Below are 19802 nucleotides of genomic sequence, written 5' to 3'. Positions count from 1 at the left end.
TCGGGGGCCGAGATTTTTCGTCCGATCGCGGACTCAGCGCTCTCGGTCGATGTTCGCCATCTTGAGGACGTCGAGGCGACGGTCCAGTTCCTCCATTGAGAGCTTGTCGCCGATGAGACCGCGGTCGATGACGGTCTGACGGATGGTCTTGCCCTCCTTCAGCGCCTCCTTCGCGACGGCGGCCGCCTCCTCGTAGCCGATGGCCGAGTTCAGCGGGGTGACGATCGACGGCGACGACTCCGCCAGGGTGCGCAGGCGCTCTTCGTGCGCCACCAGGCCGCTGATGCAGCGGTCGGCGAAGAGTCGCGAGACATTCGCGAGCAGGGTCACCGACTCCAGCACGTTGCGCGCCATCATCGGGATGTTGACGTTGATCTCGAAGGCGCCGCCACCGCCGCCCCACGTGACGGCCGCGTCGTTGCCGATCACCTGGGCCGCGACCTGCGCGACAGCCTCCGGCAGAACGGGATTCACCTTGCCGGGCATGATCGAACTGCCGGGCTGCAGGTCGGGAAGGGAGATCTCGCCGAGGCCGGTGAGCGGACCCGAGCCCATCCAGCGGACGTCGTTGGCGATCTTCGTCAGCGAGACCGCGATCGTCTTCAACTGGCCGGACAGTTCGACGAGGCCGTCGCGCGCAGCCTGCGCCTCGAAGTTGTCACGAGCCAGCGAGAGGTCGTCGACACCCGTGAGCTTGATCAGCTCGGCGACGACCAGGGTGCCGAAACGTTCGGGAGCGTTGAGCCCGGTGCCGACCGCAGTGCCGCCGATCGGGACCTCGCCGACGCGGGGAAGGGAGGACCGGAGTCGCTCGACGCCGGCCTCCACCTGGCGGGCGTAGCCGCTGAACTCCTGGCCCAGGGTGATCGGCACCGCGTCCATCAGGTGGGTACGGCCCGACTTCACGACGGTGCGCCACTGCGTCGACTTCTCGGCCAGGGTCTCCTGCAAGTGCTCGAGCGCCGGAATCAGCTGTCGCTCAACGGCTTCTGCCGCGGCGACGTGGGTGGCCGTCGGGAAGGTGTCGTTGGAGCTCTGCGACATGTTGACGTCGTCGTTCGGGTGCACGTCCACGCCGTTCCGCGCGGCGATGGAGGCGATGACCTCGTTGGCGTTCATGTTCGACGACGTGCCCGACCCCGTCTGGAAGACGTCGATCGGGAACTGGTCGTCGTGCAGACCGTCAGCGATCTCCTGCGCGGCCGCGATGATGGCGTCGGCCTTGGTCGCGTCGAGCAGACCGAGATCGCGATTCACCTGGGCGGTCGCGGCCTTCAGGAGGCCGAGCGCGCGGATCTGGGTGCGTTCGAGGGGCCGGAAACTGATCGGGAAGTTCTCGACGGCGCGTTGCGTCTGCGCTCGCCAGAGTGCGGCCGCGGGGACCCGCACCTCACCCATCGTGTCGTGTTCGATTCGGAATTCACCAGTGTCGTCAGCCATGTTCGTTCCAACCGATCCGAAGCCGTGAATGTTCCAGTCGCTCCCGCAGACCTGTGGACAACGCGCTGGGCAGAACCGGACACGGCGATTACAGTCGGGTCCATGACCTGGGCTCCGACACATCCTCAACCGATGTCGTTGGAGCAGTGGCGTGCCTTGGGGGAGGACACGTCACAGCGGTCAGAGCTTCAGGAGGGGGTCCTGATCGTGTCGCCGAGACCGCGTTTTCTGCACCAGAGGCTTCTCACGAGACTCGCGGCGGAGTTGATCGCGCAGGCTCCGACCGAGTTCGTCGTTGCGGCTGAACCGGAAGTGGTGTTGACCGCGACCGATCGCCCGACGGTCCGCAACCCCGCCATCGTGGTGGCTCGGGATCGCGAGGACCTCGTCGCGCTCACCGCCGACGACGTCGTCCTCGTGATCGAGATCGTCTCCCCCGGCACCCGCCACGTCGTCCTGGTCCGCAAGCGCGGCGAGTACGCCGACGCAGGCATCCCGCACTACTGGATCGTCGACCTCGACGACCACCCGAGGATCGAACTCCTCACCCTCTCGGACGGCCGGTACGTGGGCGACTGGCACACCGGGACCGTCGAGGTGACGACGCCGTTCACCGCAGCCCTGGACCTCGACGCCCTCGTCTGACCGTCAGCCCTTCATCGCGACGCCCTCGCGCCAGTACCCCATGAACGCGACCTGCGCGCGCGGGATGCCGAGGTCCTTCACCAGCCGTCGACGGAGTCCGGTGACCACACGGCTCTCGCCGGCGATCCAAAAGTAGCGCTCGTCGACGGGAGCTCCCGCCGAGTCGAGCTGCTCGCCGAGCCGCGAGAAGCGCGGTGTCTCCCAGAGGAGCTCCTCGCCCGTCCGGGGTTCGGCCACGGGCTCGACGTCACCGGGGGCCTCGCCCAGGTGCCCGAGAACAGCCGGATGCAGCTTCTCGCCCGGCGCGACGCCGTCGCGCGGCAGCCAGTGCACCGCGACCCCGTCCGGCGCGTCGATCGGTTGCGCGTCGGCCGCTTCGGGGACCTCGATGTACGCGGCGCCACACAGGTCGTCCGGGGCGTCGGCGAGGATGCGGGCGATCGCCGGGGCCGCCGTCTCGTCGCCCGCCAAGAGGACCTGACCCGCACCGCCGGGCAGGTACTCGATGCCGCCGCCGTCGAGCCGTCCCCTCCGCGGCCCGACGATCAGCACCTCATCCCCCGGGGTGGTCTCGGACGCCCAGGTGGATGCGGGCCCGGTCTGGCCGGGCACCAGGTGGAGGACGAAGTCGACATCGACCGCGGTGGCACCGTCGTCGTCGATCCGGATATCGCGGATCGAGTAGGTGCGCATCGCCCCTCGCTCCTCCTCCGGCACCGCCAGCCACGACCGGTACCAGTCGGCGCCGCCGACAACCGGCGGCAGCACCCCGGACACGGGCGGGAAGATGATCTTCACCCGCTGATCGAAGGTGGCGCCCGGATTCCCGAAGCCGGCGAGAGCGTCACCGACGAACGTGATCCGCGCGAAACTCGGCGACAGCCGCTGCACGGCCCCCACCCGAGCACGATGGACGGAATACGGTTGCTGGTCCACGATCTCGACGGCGGCGGTCGACATGAGCATCACTCTCCATTCGGTTGAGTTAGGTAACCCTAGCTAAACTGAGTCGAACCTAACGTAGCAGCCCCGCCATTGCTCGCGATCACCCTCGTGACCGGAGTCACCCGGTATAAAGTGCCATCCGAACACCACCCTGAAGTTCGCACAGTTGCACGACCGATTGGGAACCACCCAGATGATGAAATTCCTGCAGAACCTCGGCAAATCGATCATGTTGCCGGTGGCAGTTCTGCCTGTCGCCGCAATCCTCGTTGGTATCGCCAACTGGATCATCGGCATCAACGACGGCCAAGCCAACGTCGTTACCTCCTTCCTCCAAACCGCCGGCCTGGCGATCCTGGCCAACCTCGCCCTCCTGTTCGCCGTCGGCGTCTCGATCGGCATGGCGCGCAAGTCCGACGGCACGTCGGCCCTCGCCGGCCTCGTGTCCTGGCTGGTCATCACCAGCCTGCTGGCGCCCGCATCGGTGATGACCCTCCTGAGCCGCGGTTTCACCTCCGCACCGATCAAAGACGGCGACGTCGCCACCAACGGCGCGACCGTCGTGGAGCACGGCGGCACCTTCCTGATCCAGACGCCCGACGTCAACGCCGCGTTCACGCCCGGCAACTTCCAGAACGCCTTCATCGGCATCCTGTGCGGCATCATCGGCGCCGCCTGCTACAACCGCTTCAAGGACGTGAAGCTGCCGGACGCGCTGTCGTTCTTCTCGGGCCGCCGTTCGGTCGCCATCGTCACCGCAGGCGTCTCGCTGATCGTCGCGCTGATTCTGCTGTTCATCTGGCCCCTGGTCTACAGCGGCCTGGTCTGGTTCGGCGAGCACATCGTCGACCTCGGCGCCGTCGGCACCGGCCTCTACGGCTTCTTCAACCGACTGCTGATCCCGTTCGGTCTGCACCACGCCCTGAACTCGGTGTTCTGGTTCGACGTCGCAGGCATCAACGACCTCAACAACTTCCTGTCCGGCACGGGCGAGTTCGGCGTCACCGGCCAGTACATGACCGGCTTCTTCCCGATCATGATGTTCGGCCTCCCGGGCGCGGCGCTCGCGATGTACGTGACCGCCAAGACCACCCGCAAGAAGATCGCCTACGGCATCCTGCTCTCGGGCGCGGTCTCGTCGTTCTTCGTCGGCGTCACCGAACCGCTCGAGTTCGCGTTCATGTTCCTGGCCCCGTTCCTGTTCGTGATCCACGCGGTGTTCATGGGCATCTCGATGGCTATCGCCCAGTTGCTGCCGGTCCGCATGGGCTTCGGCTTCTCCGGCGGCTTCGTCGACCTCGTGCTCAACTGGCAGAACCCGATGGCCGAGAACCCGTGGATCATCATCGTGATAGGCATCGGCTGGTTCTTCGTCTACTTCTTCGTGTTCCGCTGGGTCATCCTGAAGTTCCAGCTCAAGACTCCCGGCCGCGAGGACGACGACTTCGACGACACCGGTGACGGTAGCGAGGGCGGCGCGTCCGCAGGCTTCATCGGCACCGCGTCGAAGTTCATCGACGCGCTGGGCGGCAAGCAGAACATCCTCGAACTCGACAACTGCGCCACCCGCCTCCGCATGGAGATCGGCGACACCACCAAGGTCGACGAGCAGGCCCTCAAGCGCGCGGGCGCCGCCGGCACCATGAAGCCCGGCGGGCACTCGGTCCAGGTGATCTACGGACTCAACGTCCAGTTCATCAAGGACGCGATGGAGAAGATCATGTCCGGCGAGGTGGATCCGAGCACGGTCGAGGCCGCCGTGGAAGCGGTCGACGAGGCCGACGCCGCGGTCCACGCCGCCGAGGAGCAGTCCGACGCGCAGGGCGGCGGCACCGCCGTCCTGACCAAGCCCGCAGGCAAGGTCGTCACGCTACAGCGCCCGCTGCAGGGCTACGCGATCGCGCTCTCCGAGGTTCCGGACAAGACCTTCGCCAGCGGCATGATGGGTCCGGGCATGGCGATCGTCCCGACCGACGGCCAGGTGGTCGCGCCCGCCGACGCCACCGTCGTCACCGTGTTCCCGACCGGGCACGCCGTGGGCCTGCAGTTGGCGGACGGCACCCAGGTGCTGATCCACGTCGGACTGGACACCGTGAAGATGAAGGGCGACGGCTTCGAGCCCCTCGTCAAGGCGAAGGATGAGGTCACCGCCGGTCAGCCGCTCATCAACGTCGACCTCGCGAAGGTCGAGGCCGCCGGCTACCCGACCGTCACCCCGGTCGTCGTGATGAACGACAAGACGGCCTCGGTGGAGTTCTCCTCGTAGCCTCCTACTGACGCGACCGCCCCGGACCCCACGGTCCGGGGCGGTCGCCGTCTGTCAGGCCTCCTTGGCCGCCGCTATGAACCGGGCGATCGCGTCCAGATCCTTCACGCCCGGCGCCGACTCGACGCCACTGGAGACGTCGACGCCCCAGGGTCGCGCCTGCGCGATGGCGTCGGCGACGTTGTCTGGATTGAGGCCGCCCGCGAGGAGCCATTCGCCCGACAGGCCGAGGTCTGCCAGGCCCGACAGATCCCACCGCTCCCCCGAGCCCGGTTTGGGGGCGTCTAGCAGCAGTCGCCGTTCCCCGTAGGCGCCCACGTCGAGCGGCGGGTCGTGCGCCAACGACGTTGCGCGCCACAGCGTCCCGAACACCTTCGACGCCGCCGCGAAATCCTCCGCCGCATATCGGCGGCCGTGCAGCTGCAGCACCGTGAAGCCCAGGTCCGCGGCCAGGGACGCCGCCTCGGCAGCGGGCTTGTCGTTGACGACGAGCACGATGTCGAGCCGGTCGCCGCCGGCCTGGCGCGCCGCGTCGACCACCGTCTTCGCGACGTCCGCGGACGCCGCGCGCGGGCTGTTCTCGTTCATCACGACGCCGATCGCATCGGCACCCGCATCGACGGCGGCATGCACCGCGTCGACGGTCTTCAGGCCGCACACCTTCACGTACATGCCGTCGAGGTTAGCGCGCCCGCGATTTGAGCCGGGACGGGATCTGCGTGCTATCGTTCCAAAATAAGCGATCGCTTATAACCGTGGTGGACGATGGATCGGAGGTCGACGATGTCCCACGACAGTGCGCAGGTCGATCCGACGAGCAAGTCCGAGCAGACCAAGAAGCGTCTCCGCGAAGGCGCCATGGCGTCCTTCTCCGAGCTCGGCTTCCACGGCACCAGCACCCGCCACATCGCGACCGCCGCGGGCATGAGCTCGGCCGCGGTCTACGTGCACTACAAGTCGAAGGAGGAGCTCCTCTACCGGATCTCCAAGTTCGGCCACGAGGCGATCCTGGCCGTGGTCCGCGAGGGCGCCGCCAGTTCCGACGATCCCGCCCAGCAGCTCCGCGCCTACGCTTTCGCGCTGGCCAAGTACCACGCCCAGGAGCACGTCAGCGCCCGCGTCGTGAACTACGAGCTCGGCGCGCTGGAGCCGGATCACCACGCCGAGATCATCGCGTTGCGCAAGGAGCTCGACAACGTGATCGACGCGATCCTGCAGCGCGGCCTCGACCGCGGCGTGTTCCACACCGCGAAACCGCGCATGGCCGCCGTCGCGATCGTCGGATCCTGCATCGACATCGCCCGCTGGTACCGCGACGGCGGTTCCTGGACGCCCGACGACGTCGGCGAGTTCTACGCCGACTCCGCGCTCCGCATCGCCGGAGCGACCCCCTGACCCGAGAGCTCCACCCGGAACTCTCACTCCCAGCCCCCATCAAGTAGCCCAGCAATATGAGGAGGTGGCGCCGTGCGCCGCGATATCTACAACGAAGACCACGACGCGTTCCGCGAGACCGTTCGCGCGTTCATCGAGAGCCAGATCGTGCCGGTCTACGACGAGTGGCTCGAGAACGGCATCGTGCCGCGCGACTTCTACCTCAAGGTCGGCGAGCTCGGCCTGTTCGGCATCGAGGTCCCGGAGGAGTTCGGCGGCGCAGGCATCGATTCCTACAAGTTCGAGGCCGTCATCACCGAGGAGATGGCCCGCGCGGGCGTCAGCCTCGGCGGCGCCGCCGCTCACATCCCGCTGTGCTTCCCGTACCTGATGAAGCACGCCAACGACGAGCAGAAGGGCCGCTGGCTCCCGGGCATGGCATCCGGTGAGCTCATGTGGGCCATCGCGATGACCGAGCCGGGCACCGGCTCCGACCTCGCAGGCATGCGCACCACCGCCAAGCTCTCCGAGGACGGCTCGCACTACGTCCTCAACGGCGCCAAGACCTTCATCACCGGCGGCGTCAACGCCGACCGCGTCATCGTCTGCGCCCGCACCTCGGCCCCGTCCGAGACCGACCGCCGCTTCGGCATCACCCTGCTCGTCGTCGACACCAAGGCCGAGGGCTACGCCGTGGGCCGCAAGCTCGACAAGCTGGGCCTGCGCACCTCCGACACCGCCGAGCTGTCGTTCACCGACGTCAAGGTCCCGGTCGAGGACCTGCTCGGCGAGGAGAACCAGGGCTTCTACTACCTGGGCCAGCACCTTCCCCGCGAGCGCCTGTCGATCGCCCTGTCCGCCTACGCGCAGGGTGCGGCCGCCGTCCGCTTCGCCAAGGAGTACACCCAGGAGCGCAACGTCTTCGGCAAGCCCGTCGCGTCGTTCCAGAACACCAAGTTCGAGCTGGCCGCCTGCAAGGCCAAGGTCGACGCCATGGAGGCCGTCGTGGACCGCTGCCTCGAGGCCTACGACAACCACGAGCTGACCGCCGCCGACGCCGCGTCCGCCAAGCTGTTCTGCACCGAGGCCGCCGCCGACGTCATCGACCGGTGCCTCCAACTGCACGGCGGCTACGGCTACATGAACGAGTACCCGATCGCTCGCCTGTACGCCGACAACCGCGTCAACCGCATCTACGGCGGCACCAGCGAAGTGATGCGCTCGATCATCGCCAAGGACATGGGCCTTTAAGGTATCGGTAACACCGAGGTTCTAGTCTCGGCACGATGAGCCATCGTTTGCCGGAACCGGAGCCGAAGCACGAGCTGCCGCCGCGCGCGGAGCGACCCCGACGGGAATCCGCTCCACGCGCGGCGGAGTCGTCTCATCACCATCATCACGACCACGGCGGTGAGCTCCCCGGCCAGCTGACGCGCTACGCGAAGCCCCTCGTCGTGGGAGTCCTGGCGGTCGCGGCCCTCGCGATCGGCATCGGCGCCGTCCTGCTCTGGCCCAGCCACGCGGAGCGACCGATCCCGATGCAGTTCCGCTCTGCGACGGGCGGTCCCATTCAGGCCGTCGACGCCGAGGTGGTGTCGCAGACCAAGGCCGACTGCTCGGCGCCGGCCATCGGCGTCGCGAGCAGCGACCTGCCCACGCTGCCGAGCGAACAGGGGCCGTGCCGAGCCTCAACGCTCCAACTGACCTCGGGTCCCGACCGCGACAAGTACGTGCTCCTGATGGTTGCGACCAACGCCGCCCAGTCGACGTCCGACAACGCGCCGCCGGGACTGTCCACGCCGACGTCGGGTGCACCGGACGACCCACAGCCCGGCCAACCGAAGCTCGAGGTCGGCGACAAGATCCGCGTCACCGCATCCCCCGGGGCCGACGGCGCCCAGCGCTATTCCTTCTACGACTACCAGCGCGGCACGGGACTCATCTGGTGGGCCATCGCCTTCGTCCTGGCCATCGTCGCCGTCGCGACGTGGCGCGGTGCCCGCGCCATCGCCGCCCTCGGCGTCGCCTTCCTCGTGCTGGGCTTCTTCACGCTCCCCTCCGTGCTCGACGGCCACTCGGTGGTCGCCGTGGCCGTGGTGTCGGCGGGCGCGATCCTCTTCGCGGTCCTCTATCTGGCCCACGGCTTCAGCCTGCGCACCAGCTCGGCGCTGCTCGGCACCCTCGCCTCCCTGGTGCTGGCCGTCGTCTTGAGCAAGCTGGCGATCTCGACGCTGAGCCTCACCGGGCTGTCGACGGAGTCCACCGCCAGCCTGCAGCTCTATCAGGGCACCATCTCGCTGAACGGCCTGCTGCTGGCGGGCTTCGTGATCGGCACGATCGGCGTCTTGAACGACGTGACCATCACCCAGGCGTCGGCGACCTTCGAACTCGCGGCGATTCCCGGGCAGACGCGACTCAGTGCGTTCCGCGCCGCGATGCGCGTGGGGCGCGATCACATCGCCTCCACGGTGTACACGCTGGTCTTCGCGTATGCGGGCAGCGCGTTGCCACTGCTCCTCCTGTTCTCCGTCGCGTCCCAGCCCTTCGGTTCGCTGATCACCAGCGAGGAGGTCGCGATCGAGTTGGCCCGCGCGTTCGTCGGCGGCATCGCGATCGCGGGCAGCGTCCCGTTGACGACGGCGATCGCCGCCGCGCTCGTCGTTCCGGGAGTGCCGGCGGAGAGGGCGGCCGCCACGGCGTGATCACGACCACGAGAACGACGTTTCGACGCCCCTCGTCACCTCCCCTTGCGCAGAAAGTGTTACTGACTAACAATCGTTAGCATGTCATCCATCTTGTACCGCGTCGGACGGTTCTCATTCCGGCACAAGTGGTGGGTCCTCGTCGCATGGCTGGCCGCCCTCGTCGTGGTCGCCGGATCCGTCGGCGCGCTGAGCCCGAAGTTCTCGCAGGACTTCGACCTCCCCGGCACCGACGGCGGTGTCGCGATGGAGCAGATGCAGGAGTACTTCCCGCAGCTCAGCGACCAGATGGAGAAGCCGAGCACCACCGTCGCGGTCCAGGCCGACGACGGCCTCAAGAATCACGCCGCCGCCATCGACGCGCTGGTCACCGACCTCCAGAAGCTCGACAAGGCGGAGCCGCAGACCATCGTCAGCCCCCTGACCGTCGCGCAGGCACAGCCGGAGATGGCCGCGAAGGTCCTCGGCGACGACGGCCGCGTCGGCCTGATCACCGTCTCCCAGTCGGTGAACATGATGGACGTCGACGTCACACTGAAGAACCAGCTGGTCGACACCCTCGCCAAGCACCGGGTCGACGGCCTCAAGGTGGAGGCCATGGGCGGCGTCATGTCGGCCATGGAACCCGCGGGCAAGGCCGAGCTGATCGGCTTCGCCATCGCCTTCGTCATCATGATCATCGCGTTCGGCGCACTCGTCGCCGCGTTCATCCCGCTGGTGACCGGCATCGTCGGCGTCGGCCTCACCATGATGCTGGTGACCCTGAGTGCCGAGGTCCTCTCGATCAACCAGGCGGCTACCGCCATCATCACGATGCTCGGCATCGCGGTCTGCATCGACTACTCACTGTTCGTGGTCTCGCGCTACCGCTCGGAGTCCGCGCGCGGCGGAGCCCGCGAGGACGCCGCCGGCCGTGCCGTCGGCACCGCGGGCTCGGCCGTGGTCTTCGCCGGCCTGACCGTCATCATCGCCGTCGCCGCCCTGATGGTCATCGGCATCCCGATCATCACGCAGATGGGCCTGGGCGCCGCCCTCGCGATCGTCGTCGCCGTCTGCGCCGCCCTGACCTTCATCCCGGCTCTGCTCGGCGCATTCGGCCGGTTCGCGTTCGCCCCGCGGATCCCGTGGATCAAGCACGCCGAACCGCGGCCGAACGTCGACAGCCTGGGCGTGAAGTTCGGCCGTCAGCTCGTCAAGCGTCCGGTGCCGTTCGTCGTCGGTGCGCTGGCCATCCTGATCGCCGCCGCGATCCCTATGTCGGGCATGCAGCTCGGCATGGACACCACCACCGACGACCAGGTCGCTGCCCAGGAGCTGATCTCCGAGGGCTTCGGCGAGGGTGTCGGCGGCCAGCTGATGGTGGTCATGCACACCGACAAGGGCACGATCAACGCCGCCGCCGACACCGCGGTGGAGAAGATCCGCGCCATGGAGGGCGTCGCCGAACCCGCGACCGTCGCCTGGATGGGTAACGGCACCGATCCCAAGAATCCGAACGCGAACGCCGATTCCGCGATGATCGTGGTGACGCCGACCAGCTCGCCGTCGTCGGAGCAGACGCACGACCTCGTCGAGAAGATCCGCGCCACGTCGGACGTCATCGGCGAGAAGGGTGCGGAGATCCACGTCGGCGGTCAAACCGCGATCATGTCGGACCTCTCCGCCAAGCTCGACAAGGCCCTGATCCCCTACCTGATCGTCGTGGTGGGCCTGGCGTTCCTGATCATGATCGGCGTCTTCCGCTCGCTGCTGGTCCCGCTGGTCGGCACCCTCGGCTTCATCTTCTCGATGGTCGCCACCTTCGGCATCACCACCGCGATCTTCACCGACGGCGCGTTCGGCCTGATCGACCACACCAAACCGCTGATCTCGTTCCTGCCGATCTTCCTGATCGGCGTGGTGTTCGGCCTCGCGATGGACTACCAGGTGTTCCTGGTGACCCGCATGCGCGAGGAGTTCATCCACGGCATGAGTGCCAAGGACGCGATCGTCGCCGGTTACCGTCATGGCTCGCGCGTCGTGGTGTCGGCCGCGATCATCATGATCAGCGTCTTCGCCGCGTTCATGCTGTCGCCGGACACCACCGCCAAGATGATGGGCTTCGCCCTCGCGATCGCCGTCTTCTTCGACGCCTTCCTGGTCCGCATGGTCATCGTGCCCGGCATCCTCGCGATGCTCGGCGACCGCGCCTGGGGTCTGCCCCGCTGGCTCGACAAGCTGGTCATCAACTTCGACATCGAGGGTGAGAAGGTCCGCGACCGCGGCCTGCCCGCCGCCGAGACCGAGGTGGTCACCAGTGCCGAATCGACGGTCGACGGCGCGGAACCCGCTCCGAGCGGCACCGCGTAGGGTCACGGCATGACCGACAATTCGACCGCCGCGGCCCCGGGGAGCACCCCGGGGCCGCGGCCCGGTCTGCGTGAGCGTCAGAAGGCGCAGACCCGCGCGGACATCCGCGCCGCCGCCCTCGCCCTGTTCACCGAACACGGCTACGAGGCGACGACCGTCGCGCAGATCGCGGACGCGGCCAACGTCTCGCACACCACCTTCTTCCGCTACTTCCAGTCCAAGGAACAGGTGATCACCAACGACGACCTCGACGAGCAGCGCGAGGCGATGCTGTCCGGCATCCCCCGCGGCCTCGGGCACTTCGACCTGATCCGCGAGCTCATCACGCAGATGTATCAGCTCGCCCTCGACGACCCGTGGGCCAGCGATCCCGAGCGCTACCGGATACTGCACACCGAGCCCGCACTGCGCGCCGTCTACCAGTTGGAGTCCGACCGGGTCATCTCCGAGGCCACCGAGTTCCTGGCCGACTATCTCGGCGTCGACCCCAAGAATCCGCGACTCCAGGTCTTCGTCGCCGCAGTCTCGGGCGTCATGTTCCATCTGTCCGACGACGGCGACCTCAATCAGATTCCGCTGGAGCGATTCCTCGACGCTCTGGACATGATGGAGGCCGGTTTCCCACTGCCGTGACCAGCGTCCGGACGTAGTCTGAACGGGTGGACCAAGTGATCGGCGCGATCGTCAGCCACTGGTGGCTGATCTTCATCTTCGGCGGATCCATCGGTGGCGCTATGCGCGCGATCGGCGCGTGGAACCGTCGCCGCGAGGAGCGCAGCCTGGAGCGGTACCGCATCAAGCAGGAGACCAGAGTCGCGGTCGAACAGGCACGCAGTCGCGGCCGGGTGGATGCCGCGAGTGTGCGGCACGAGCTCCGACGGGCCGTCGCCGACCATCAGTCCGTCGACGACCGCTGGTTCGGCTACGAGACCGACCTCTCGACGATCCTCGACTACCCGATGCTCGTCGACATGCGCGAACCGCTGACCGTCGAGTTCCACCGGGCGCGCAGTCGCGCCGAACTGCTGCGCCCCGGCGGCGGCGACGCGGAGTCGCCCGCCGCCGTCGAGCAGTATCGCGACGCGGTGAACGAGTACGCCGCCGCCCTCGAGGTGGCCGAGAAGGAGGCGCGGCGACGCAAGCGCGGCGACTTCGATCAGGCCGAGCAGGAACGGTTGGCCCGTGCCCAACGGCTCCTGAACCTCGCGAGCGACGACGGCGCCAGCCCGCAGGAACGGCAGCAGGCCTACGCCCGGGCTCGCCGCGAACTCGACGGCCTCATCGACCTGCCGGCGTCCGGAGCCGCCGAGTTGGAGCAGGAGCTGAGGCTGGCCCTGGAGTCCGGCGACTCCTGAAACGGACGGGCGCATCGTCTAGTGTCCTGGGCGATACTTCCCCACCTCGACGAATGGATGCCGCATGACCAGCCCCGACCGTTCCGGTACCGTCCTCGGCCGGTACCGACTCGTCCAACTTCTCGGTCGCGGCGGCATGGGCGAGGTGTACGAGGCGGTCGACACCGATAAAGACCGGTCCGTCGCACTCAAGCTGTTGCCCACCGCCCTCGCCGACGACGACGCCTTCCGCACCCGCTTCCTGCGCGAATCACAGACCGTCGCGCGGTTGAACGACCCGCACATCATCCCGATCCACGACTTCGGCGAGCTCGACGGCCAGCTGTTCCTCGACATGCGGATCGTGCGCGGTCACGATCTCCGCTCCGTCATCAAGGCCGGCCCGCTGCCTCCCGAGCGGGCTGTCGTCATCGTCGAACAGGTGGCCGCAGCGCTCGACACCGCGCACGCGTCGGGTCTGCTGCACCGCGACGTGAAGCCGGAGAACGTCTTGCTCGACGACCGCGACTTCGCCTACCTCGCCGATTTCGGTCTCGCGCAGTCGGCCGGCCAGACGCGCCTGACGTCGACCGGCATGGCGATCGGCTCCTTCGCGTACATGGCGCCCGAACGATTCGGCACCGACGTCCCAGCGGGCCCGTCGAGCGATGTCTACGCCCTGACCTGCGTGCTGTACGAGTGCCTGACCGGCGCACAACCGTTCGCGGCCACCAGCATCGAGCAGATCATCGCCGGGCATCTGAGTCGCCCGGTCCCGGCCACGGAGACGGTGTTCGACGGGGTGATCGCCGTGGGTATGGCGAAGGATCCCGCCGCGCGCTTCCCGTCGGCCGGAGCCCTGGCCGCCGCGGCCCGGGACGCGCTGCACGGTCGTTCCCCCGCCGCGCACACCCCGACGATGGTCGCGCCGGTCCGTCCGGCCGGGCAGCAGACGGCCCAGGCCGCCGCTGCGCCCACCTACCCGCCGCTCCCCGTCGCGGAGCCCGCGAAGGCGAGCCGCTCCAAGACGCCGCTGATCGCCGCTGCCGTCACCGCCGCCATCCTGCTCGCCGCGGGCGGCATCGGGTGGGGCGTCCTGAAGAACTCCGGCGGATCGAGCCCCGCCGCCGAGACCAGCCAGGCGGCCCCCGCTCCGGTGACCGTCACGCAGACGCAGGCGGCACCCACCACAGAGACCACGACTCAGGCATCGCCCACGCAGACCCCTGCGACCAGAACCACTGCTACCAGAACCACTCCCGCGCAGCGCGGCAGCGGCGACCTCGGACTCTCGACGCCGATCAGCACGCCGGCGTGCGACGGTTCCACCATCGCCATCGTCTACAGCGCCACCAGTCCGGGCAGCTATGCGTCGGAGATCCAGTCCGCGCTCGCCGAGCATCCCGGCGCGCAGTACCTGCGCACCGACCAGTCCTGCGCCTCGCTGAGGCAGTCGCTGAACGGCAACCCGATCTACGCGGTCTACTACCCCGGTTCCTCACTCGCCGACTCGTGCGCGGTCAAGGCCCGCACCAGCAGTCGGGTGAACGTGCGTCGCCTCGACGATTCGACACCGGTGAACACCGAACTCTGCTGACGCAGCGCCTACGCCGTGTACGCCGCGATCTGCTCGCGGGCGATCTTGACCAGCAGGTCGACGCCGAGGTTCATGTCGAGCAGGTGCGTGTCGAACAGCGGCAGCTCGTTGACCTGCTGCGGGCGGACCATCGTCGCGTGCAGGCGGTGGAAGCCGAGGGTGTCGGTGCACTTCAGCGTTGCTCGTCCGCGGCCGGTGGTCCAGGTAGACGACGTGGACGGCAGATTCTCCGGGAACGTCGTGTACTTCATCAGCAGCGCGATGACGCCCATCGCGTAGGGCTTGCTCGGGGTGGTGGCGCCGACGGGGCGGCGATCGCCGCTGATCTTCATCGGGTCGGTGCACGCCACCTGATAGCGCGGTCCGGTCGGCAGGTTCATCGGCGCGCTGAGCACGTCGAGCGCGGAGTTGCCGAACAGCGACGGCAGGCCGATCTTCTCGGTCGAGTACGCCATCACGCAGCCGGGCTGTCCCTCGCGGGTGCAGGTCGGGATGTTCCGGAAGTCGCCGCCGGTGGTTCTGCCGGGCGCGGTCATCACGTTCCCGCCCATCAGGAAGGCTCCGACCACACGCTTGCGCAGCGCCGGATCCGGATCCACCTGCTCGCGGATCAGCTTGCGCAGCATCATCGTTCCCTGCGAGTGGCCGATGAAGATGACGCCGCGGCCCCGATTGTCCTTGCGCAGGTACTCACGCCACGCGCGCAGCACGTCGCCGTAACCGATGTTCGGCAGGTCGCGGTTGCCGACCCACGATGCCGCGACCGCGGGCGAGAGGCCCCACAGCGTCATCTGGCGGTAGACGGGCGCGAACATCCGGCACTGACTGTTGAAGCGGGCCGCCTGGAAACGCGCGATCGACGTCACCGCGGGCACCGCCCGTTTGTCGGCGATGAACGACGGCTGGTCGGTGACGGTCGGATAGACGTAGAAGCAGTCGACCTTTTTGTCGGCGTCGGGCACCGTGGTCGCGGGCGTCGTGACACCGGTGCCGAGGTCGGTGGTGTCGTTCGGCAGATCGCACGGGTCGTCTTTCATGCTCGGGTTGCACAGCCAGGTGGTGTTCGCCGGTGCAGCGGCCGCCGACGGCACCGTGGACAGCAGCAGGGCGAGAGTCGCGACCACCGTCGCCAGGATCGCGCCGCGTCGAATCGATAGAATCATGTCAGCCTCGCCATTCCGCGCCGGATGATGTGAAGTCGATTGCCTTCGCCTCGACCCGATCACACCGTAGCGAAATGAGAAGGTCGAGTGGCTCCGTCTCGAAAAACCTACAGAAACGCGCTGATACACATTCGCATCAGTGGATCAACTCCCCGACAAAAGCCGACCACGAACGGGCCGCATCCCCGGACCCCGCAAGCGAGTTCACTTTGACGGGTTACCATCCAAGCGTGCTGGAAGATCTCAACAAGAAGGCCAAGCAGGCTGGCCTCCATGTCGCTGACGCGAAGAAAGCTGACCTGTTCAGCATCCGCAAGGTCAAGAACGGGAAGCTGGTCGCCAAGAACGTCACCGCTGAAGAAGCCCTCAAGGTGATCAAGAAGTACAAGTGACTCCATGCTGACCGTCGTCCGCAACGCCCTGCTGAACCCGCCGCTCTCACTCAATGAACTTCGGCACCTGATCGGCGGACAGCAGCGTTCACTCGACGGCACGACGGTGATCGTCACCGGCGCCTCTTCCGGAATCGGTGAGTCCGCAGCCCGGGGCTTCGCGGCCCGCGGCGCCACCGTGATCGCCGTCGCCCGACACCTCGACGCGCTCGCCGCGGTATGCGATTCGATCGTCGTCGACGGCGGCAACGCGATTCCGGTGACGGCCGATCTGTCCGACCCGGACGACGCCAAGCGTCTGGCCGCCGAGATCCTCGACCGCTTCGGCGTGCCCGACGTCCTGGTCAACAACGCCGGCCGATCGATCCGCCGTTCGGTGGTCGACACCACCGAACGCCTGCACGACTACCAGCGCACCATGGCGCTCAACTACTTCGGTCCCGTCCAACTGGTCCTCGGACTGCTGCCCGCGATGATCGACGCCGGCCGCGGCCACATCATCAATGTCGTCACCTGGGGCGTCAGCGCGGGCGCGATGCCGAAGTTCGGCGCCTACCACGCGTCCAAGGCCGCCTTGGCCGCGTTCGGTCGGTCCCTCGACGCCGAGATCGACGGCACCGGCGTCGTCGTCACCAACGCGGGCTTCCCGCTGGTGCGCACGCCGATGATCGCGCCCACCGCCGACTACAGCGACGCTCCCGCCCTCACCAGCGACGAGGCTGCGTCCTGGCTGCTGCGCGCCTACGACACCCGCCCGGCCGAGCTGTATCCGAGCTACGCGCTGGTCCTGCGCGCCATCGCCGCCGTGTCACCGCGCCTGGCGGGACAGCTCACCAACCGAATGGGCATCTGAGTAACGTACAAGAGCATGAGCGAACATATGTCCCGCCGCGACATCGATTTCCTCCTGTACGAGTGGCTCGACACCCTCGAACTCCCCTCCCGGGACCGGTTCGCCGAGCACTCTCGCGAGACCTTCGACGGCGTCCTCGACCTCTCCGAGGACATCGCGACCAAGCTCTTCGCCACGCACAACAAGATCTCCGACCGCACCGATCCCGAGATCGGCCCGGACGGCAAGGTGGTGCTGATCCCGGAGATCGGCCAGGCTCTGTCGGCATTCAACGACGCCGGGCTGATCGCCGCGTCGTTCGACGAGGAGCTCGGCGGAATGCAGTTGCCGCACACCGTCGCCCGCGCGTCGACCGTCATCTTCCAGGCCGCCAACGCCGCGACTACGTCGTACGCCTTCCTCACCGTCGGCAACGCCAACCTGCTCGCGAAGTACGGCACGCCCGCGCAGATCGACACCTGGGTCCGCCCGATGCTCGAAGGCCGCTTCTACGGCACCATGTGCCTGTCGGAGCCGCAGGCCGGGTCGTCGCTGGCCGACATCACCACCAAGGCCACCCCGGTGGAGGGCGGCTCCGCAGAACTCGGCGACGCATACCGCATCCACGGCACCAAGATGTGGATCTCCGGCGGCGATCACGAACTCACCGAGAACATCGTCCACCTGGTGCTCGCGAAGGCCCCGGGCGGCGGCCCCGGAGTCAAGGGCATCTCGCTGTTCATAGTCCCGAAGTTCCTGCCCGACGGCACCCGTAACGACGTCGCGCTGGTGGGCCTCAACCACAAGATGGGCAATCGCGGCACCACCAACACCCTGCTGAACTTCGGCGACGGCACCTTCGGCGACGGTGACGGCGCCGTCGGCTACCTGGTCGGCGAGGCGCACCGCGGGCTGTTCTACATGTTCAACATGATGAACGAGGCCCGCATCGGCGTCGGCTTCCTCGCAACGGCGTTGGGGTACGCGGGATTCCAGAAGTCTCTCGAGTACGCGAAGGTCCGCACGCAGGGTCGTCCGGTGGACGCGAAGAGCGCCGACGTCGCGCCCGTCCCGATCATCGAGCACGCCGACGTGATGCGGATGATGCTGGCGCAGAAGTCGTACGTGGAGGGTGCGCTGGCGCTGGGCCTGTACTGCGCGCGCCTGCTCGACGAGGAGCAGACTGCCGCCGATCCCGACGCCCGCGACCGCGCGCATCTGCTCCTGGAGGTGCTGACGCCGATCGCCAAGAGCTGGCCCAGCCAGTGGTGCCTGGAGGCCAACAGTCTCGCGATCCAGGTGCACGGCGGCTACGGCTACACCACCGAGTTCGACGTCGAGCAGTTCTACCGCGACAACCGCCTGAACCCGATCCACGAGGGCGCCCACGGCATCCACGGCCTGGATCTGTTGGGCCGCAAGGTGATCATGGACGGCGGCAAGGGGCTGCAACTGCTCGGCGAGACGATCGGCGCGACCGTCGCACGCGCGAAGGCCGCGGGTGGCGAGTCTGCGGAGTACGCCGACCAGTTGGCCGCGAAGGTCGCGCGCCTCGGCGAGGTGACCGCTCAGGTCTGGGCCTCCGGCGATCCGAAGCTCGCCCTCGCCAACGCCACCGCGTACCTGGAGGCGGCCGGGCACATCGTCGTCGCGTGGCTCTGGCTCGACCAGTCGCTGTCGGCGACCGGCGACGACGACTTCTACCGCGGCAAGCGCGCCGCGACGAAGTACTTCTTCGCCTACGAACTCCCGAAGACCACCGCGCAGCTGGATCTGCTCGCCTCGCTGGATCGCACCACCCTGGACACGGACCCGAGCTGGTTGTAGGTGCACCTACGACGATTTGCGTCCCCGTGAGCAGGCACCGAGGGCTATTTGCCCTCGGTGACCCGTCACGGGGACGCAAATGTCGGTAGGTGTCTGCGACTACTCCGCCGTATGCCCCTTCAACCACTCCACGACCGTCGCGAGCACCTCCTCCTGCTCCGGCTCGTTGAAGATCTCATGGAACAGGCCGTCCCAGATCTTCACGGTCACGTCGTCACCGCCGGCCAGGCGGCCGACCATCCGGGTGCCCTCCGGGTTCGCGAGGGCGTCGGCGCTCCCGTGCATCGCCAGGGTCGGCATGGTCAACGACGGGAGGCGGCCGGGGAAGGTCGACATGGTCTGGATCAGCGTGCCGCCGAGACCCGCGGGGATCTTGCCCTGCCACACCAGAGGGTCGGCCTGGTAGCCCTCGACGACATTCGGGTCGCGGCTCAGCGCCGATGCGGGCAGCGCGGTCGACGGCAGCCACGGCGCCACCTTGCCGAGGACGGGTGCGATCTTCACCAGGAACGAAGGAAGGTCGTCGCCCGGCATCAGGGCGGGACCGGACAGGATGAGGCCGTCGAGCACCTCGGGATGGTCCAGCGCGTACTTCAGCGCGATGGCACCGCCCATGCTGTGGCCCAGCAGGAACGTGGGTCCGCCGCTGCGGTCGGTGTTGCGGATGATGGTGTCGAGGTCGGTGGTGAAATCGCTGAAGTCGGTGACACCGAGGCGCTTGCCCTCCGACCGCCCGTGCCCGGCGTGATCGGGTGCGACCACCGTGTAGCCGGCGTCGGTCAGCCGCTGCGCGACGTGGTGGTAGCGGCCTGCATGCTCACCGAGGCCGTGCGCCAGAACGACGACGCCCACCGATCCTGAGTCGGGCCGGTGGACGTCGTACACGATCTTGTTTCCGTGAATGCCTGCCACGGACAGAGTTTGGGACTTCATGCC

General features: G+C 67.8%; 17 protein-coding genes. 12 read left to right on the top strand and 5 right to left on the bottom strand.

Translation table 11 applies throughout. The annotated features are described in order from the left end of the window. Window positions 1–33: 33 nt before the first annotated feature. A complete protein-coding gene (locus ACH46_RS05075; RefSeq protein WP_062391966.1) occupies window positions 34–1440 on the bottom strand; it encodes a class II fumarate hydratase in 1407 nt (468 codons plus the stop codon). 132 nt (window positions 1441–1572) lie between these two features. Between ACH46_RS05075 and ACH46_RS05070 the strand changes: the two genes are divergently transcribed. Beyond that, window positions 1573–2085, top strand: coding sequence for a Uma2 family endonuclease (locus ACH46_RS05070; protein WP_226995770.1), 513 nt, complete (start codon window positions 1573–1575; stop codon window positions 2083–2085). Window positions 2086–2088: 3 nt separating this feature from the next. On the opposite strand, the gene ACH46_RS05065 is transcribed toward ACH46_RS05070, so the two are convergent. Beyond that, window positions 2089–3045 (bottom strand): siderophore-interacting protein, encoded by a 957-nt coding sequence (locus tag ACH46_RS05065; RefSeq protein ID WP_062394986.1) that lies wholly within the window; start codon window positions 3043–3045, stop codon window positions 2089–2091. 214 nt (window positions 3046–3259) lie between these two features. On the opposite strand from ACH46_RS05065, the gene ACH46_RS05060 reads away from it, so the two are divergent. After that, window positions 3260–5296: a PTS sugar transporter subunit IIABC gene (locus ACH46_RS05060; protein ID WP_236995123.1), complete on the top strand. Its 2037-nt coding sequence runs from the start codon at window positions 3260–3262 to the stop codon at window positions 5294–5296. 54 nt (window positions 5297–5350) lie between these two features. On the opposite strand, the gene ACH46_RS05055 is transcribed toward ACH46_RS05060, so the two are convergent. After that, window positions 5351–5968 (bottom strand): phosphoribosylanthranilate isomerase, encoded by a 618-nt coding sequence (locus ACH46_RS05055; protein WP_062391964.1) that lies wholly within the window; start codon window positions 5966–5968, stop codon window positions 5351–5353. A gap of 111 nt (window positions 5969–6079) precedes the next feature. Here ACH46_RS05055 and ACH46_RS05050 point away from each other — a divergent pair, with 111 nt between their 5' ends. From ACH46_RS05050 to ACH46_RS05020, 7 genes are all read left to right on the top strand, one after another. Continuing rightward, a complete protein-coding gene (locus ACH46_RS05050) occupies window positions 6080–6691 on the top strand; it encodes a TetR/AcrR family transcriptional regulator (protein ID WP_062391963.1) in 612 nt (203 codons plus the stop codon). Between the two features lie 72 nt (window positions 6692–6763). After that, window positions 6764–7921, top strand: coding sequence for an acyl-CoA dehydrogenase family protein (locus ACH46_RS05045; protein ID WP_062391962.1), 1158 nt, complete (start codon window positions 6764–6766; stop codon window positions 7919–7921). Between the two features lie 35 nt (window positions 7922–7956). Beyond that, window positions 7957–9372: a YibE/F family protein gene (locus tag ACH46_RS05040; protein ID WP_062391961.1), complete on the top strand. Its 1416-nt coding sequence runs from the start codon at window positions 7957–7959 to the stop codon at window positions 9370–9372. Between the two features lie 81 nt (window positions 9373–9453). Next, a complete protein-coding gene (locus tag ACH46_RS05035; protein WP_062391960.1) occupies window positions 9454–11721 on the top strand; it encodes an MMPL family transporter in 2268 nt (755 codons plus the stop codon). 9 nt (window positions 11722–11730) lie between these two features. Then, window positions 11731–12354 (top strand): TetR/AcrR family transcriptional regulator, encoded by a 624-nt coding sequence (locus ACH46_RS05030; RefSeq protein WP_062391959.1) that lies wholly within the window; start codon window positions 11731–11733, stop codon window positions 12352–12354. Window positions 12355–12380: 26 nt separating this feature from the next. Continuing rightward, window positions 12381–13076: a hypothetical protein gene (locus tag ACH46_RS05025; protein ID WP_226995769.1), complete on the top strand. Its 696-nt coding sequence runs from the start codon at window positions 12381–12383 to the stop codon at window positions 13074–13076. A 64-nt stretch (window positions 13077–13140) separates the two neighbouring features. Then, on the top strand, window positions 13141–14652 hold the full coding sequence (locus ACH46_RS05020) for a serine/threonine-protein kinase (RefSeq protein WP_062391957.1): 1512 nt from the start codon (window positions 13141–13143) through the stop codon (window positions 14650–14652). 8 nt (window positions 14653–14660) lie between these two features. Here ACH46_RS05020 and ACH46_RS05015 read toward each other — a convergent pair whose 3' ends face one another. Next, complete coding sequence (locus ACH46_RS05015; RefSeq protein ID WP_062391956.1) at window positions 14661–15815, bottom strand: DUF3089 domain-containing protein; 1155 nt, start codon at window positions 15813–15815, stop codon at window positions 14661–14663. A 230-nt stretch (window positions 15816–16045) separates the two neighbouring features. On the opposite strand from ACH46_RS05015, the gene ACH46_RS21455 reads away from it, so the two are divergent. The 3 genes from ACH46_RS21455 to ACH46_RS05005 are packed head-to-tail and all read left to right on the top strand — an operon-like array spanning window position 16046 to window position 18866. Continuing rightward, complete coding sequence (locus tag ACH46_RS21455) at window positions 16046–16207, top strand: hypothetical protein (protein WP_193392942.1); 162 nt, start codon at window positions 16046–16048, stop codon at window positions 16205–16207. Between the two features lie 4 nt (window positions 16208–16211). Then, window positions 16212–17060 carry an SDR family NAD(P)-dependent oxidoreductase gene (locus tag ACH46_RS05010; RefSeq protein WP_062391955.1) on the top strand — a complete coding sequence of 283 codons (849 nt, stop codon included), beginning with the start codon at window positions 16212–16214 and terminating at the stop codon, window positions 17058–17060. A gap of 15 nt (window positions 17061–17075) precedes the next feature. Next, on the top strand, window positions 17076–18866 hold the full coding sequence (locus ACH46_RS05005) for an acyl-CoA dehydrogenase (protein WP_062391954.1): 1791 nt from the start codon (window positions 17076–17078) through the stop codon (window positions 18864–18866). A gap of 99 nt (window positions 18867–18965) precedes the next feature. Here ACH46_RS05005 and ACH46_RS05000 read toward each other — a convergent pair whose 3' ends face one another. Beyond that, a complete protein-coding gene (locus ACH46_RS05000) occupies window positions 18966–19799 on the bottom strand; it encodes an alpha/beta hydrolase (protein WP_062391953.1) in 834 nt (277 codons plus the stop codon). Window positions 19800–19802: the final 3 nt, after the last annotated feature.

The sequence above is a fragment of the Gordonia phthalatica genome (genome assembly GCF_001305675.1).
Classification (GTDB): domain Bacteria; phylum Actinomycetota; class Actinomycetes; order Mycobacteriales; family Mycobacteriaceae; genus Gordonia; species Gordonia phthalatica.
The sequence above is the reverse complement of the archived record's forward strand: the minus strand, read 5'-3'. Positions and strand labels throughout refer to the sequence as shown.

Bases quoted from the DNA above. Each gene is read 5' to 3' on its own strand.
- ACH46_RS05075 (WP_062391966.1), bottom strand. From the start codon at position 1,440: ATGGCTGACGACACTGGTGAATTCCGAATCGAACACGACACGATGGGT.
- ACH46_RS05015 (WP_062391956.1), bottom strand. From the start codon at position 15,815: ATGATTCTATCGATTCGACGCGGCGCGATCCTGGCGACGGTGGTCGCG.
- ACH46_RS05020 (WP_062391957.1), top strand. From the start codon at position 13,141: ATGACCAGCCCCGACCGTTCCGGTACCGTCCTCGGCCGGTACCGACTC.
- ACH46_RS05065 (WP_062394986.1), bottom strand. From the start codon at position 3,045: ATGTCGACCGCCGCCGTCGAGATCGTGGACCAGCAACCGTATTCCGTC.
- ACH46_RS05050 (WP_062391963.1), top strand. From the start codon at position 6,080: ATGTCCCACGACAGTGCGCAGGTCGATCCGACGAGCAAGTCCGAGCAG.
- ACH46_RS05060 (WP_236995123.1), top strand. From the start codon at position 3,260: ATGTTGCCGGTGGCAGTTCTGCCTGTCGCCGCAATCCTCGTTGGTATC.
- ACH46_RS05030 (WP_062391959.1), top strand. From the start codon at position 11,731: ATGACCGACAATTCGACCGCCGCGGCCCCGGGGAGCACCCCGGGGCCG.
- ACH46_RS05005 (WP_062391954.1), top strand. From the start codon at position 17,076: ATGAGCGAACATATGTCCCGCCGCGACATCGATTTCCTCCTGTACGAG.
- ACH46_RS05035 (WP_062391960.1), top strand. From the start codon at position 9,454: ATGTCATCCATCTTGTACCGCGTCGGACGGTTCTCATTCCGGCACAAG.
- ACH46_RS05070 (WP_226995770.1), top strand. From the start codon at position 1,573: ATGTCGTTGGAGCAGTGGCGTGCCTTGGGGGAGGACACGTCACAGCGG.
- ACH46_RS05010 (WP_062391955.1), top strand. From the start codon at position 16,212: ATGCTGACCGTCGTCCGCAACGCCCTGCTGAACCCGCCGCTCTCACTC.
- ACH46_RS05040 (WP_062391961.1), top strand. From the start codon at position 7,957: ATGAGCCATCGTTTGCCGGAACCGGAGCCGAAGCACGAGCTGCCGCCG.
- ACH46_RS05000 (WP_062391953.1), bottom strand. From the start codon at position 19,799: ATGAAGTCCCAAACTCTGTCCGTGGCAGGCATTCACGGAAACAAGATC.
- ACH46_RS05055 (WP_062391964.1), bottom strand. From the start codon at position 5,968: ATGTACGTGAAGGTGTGCGGCCTGAAGACCGTCGACGCGGTGCATGCC.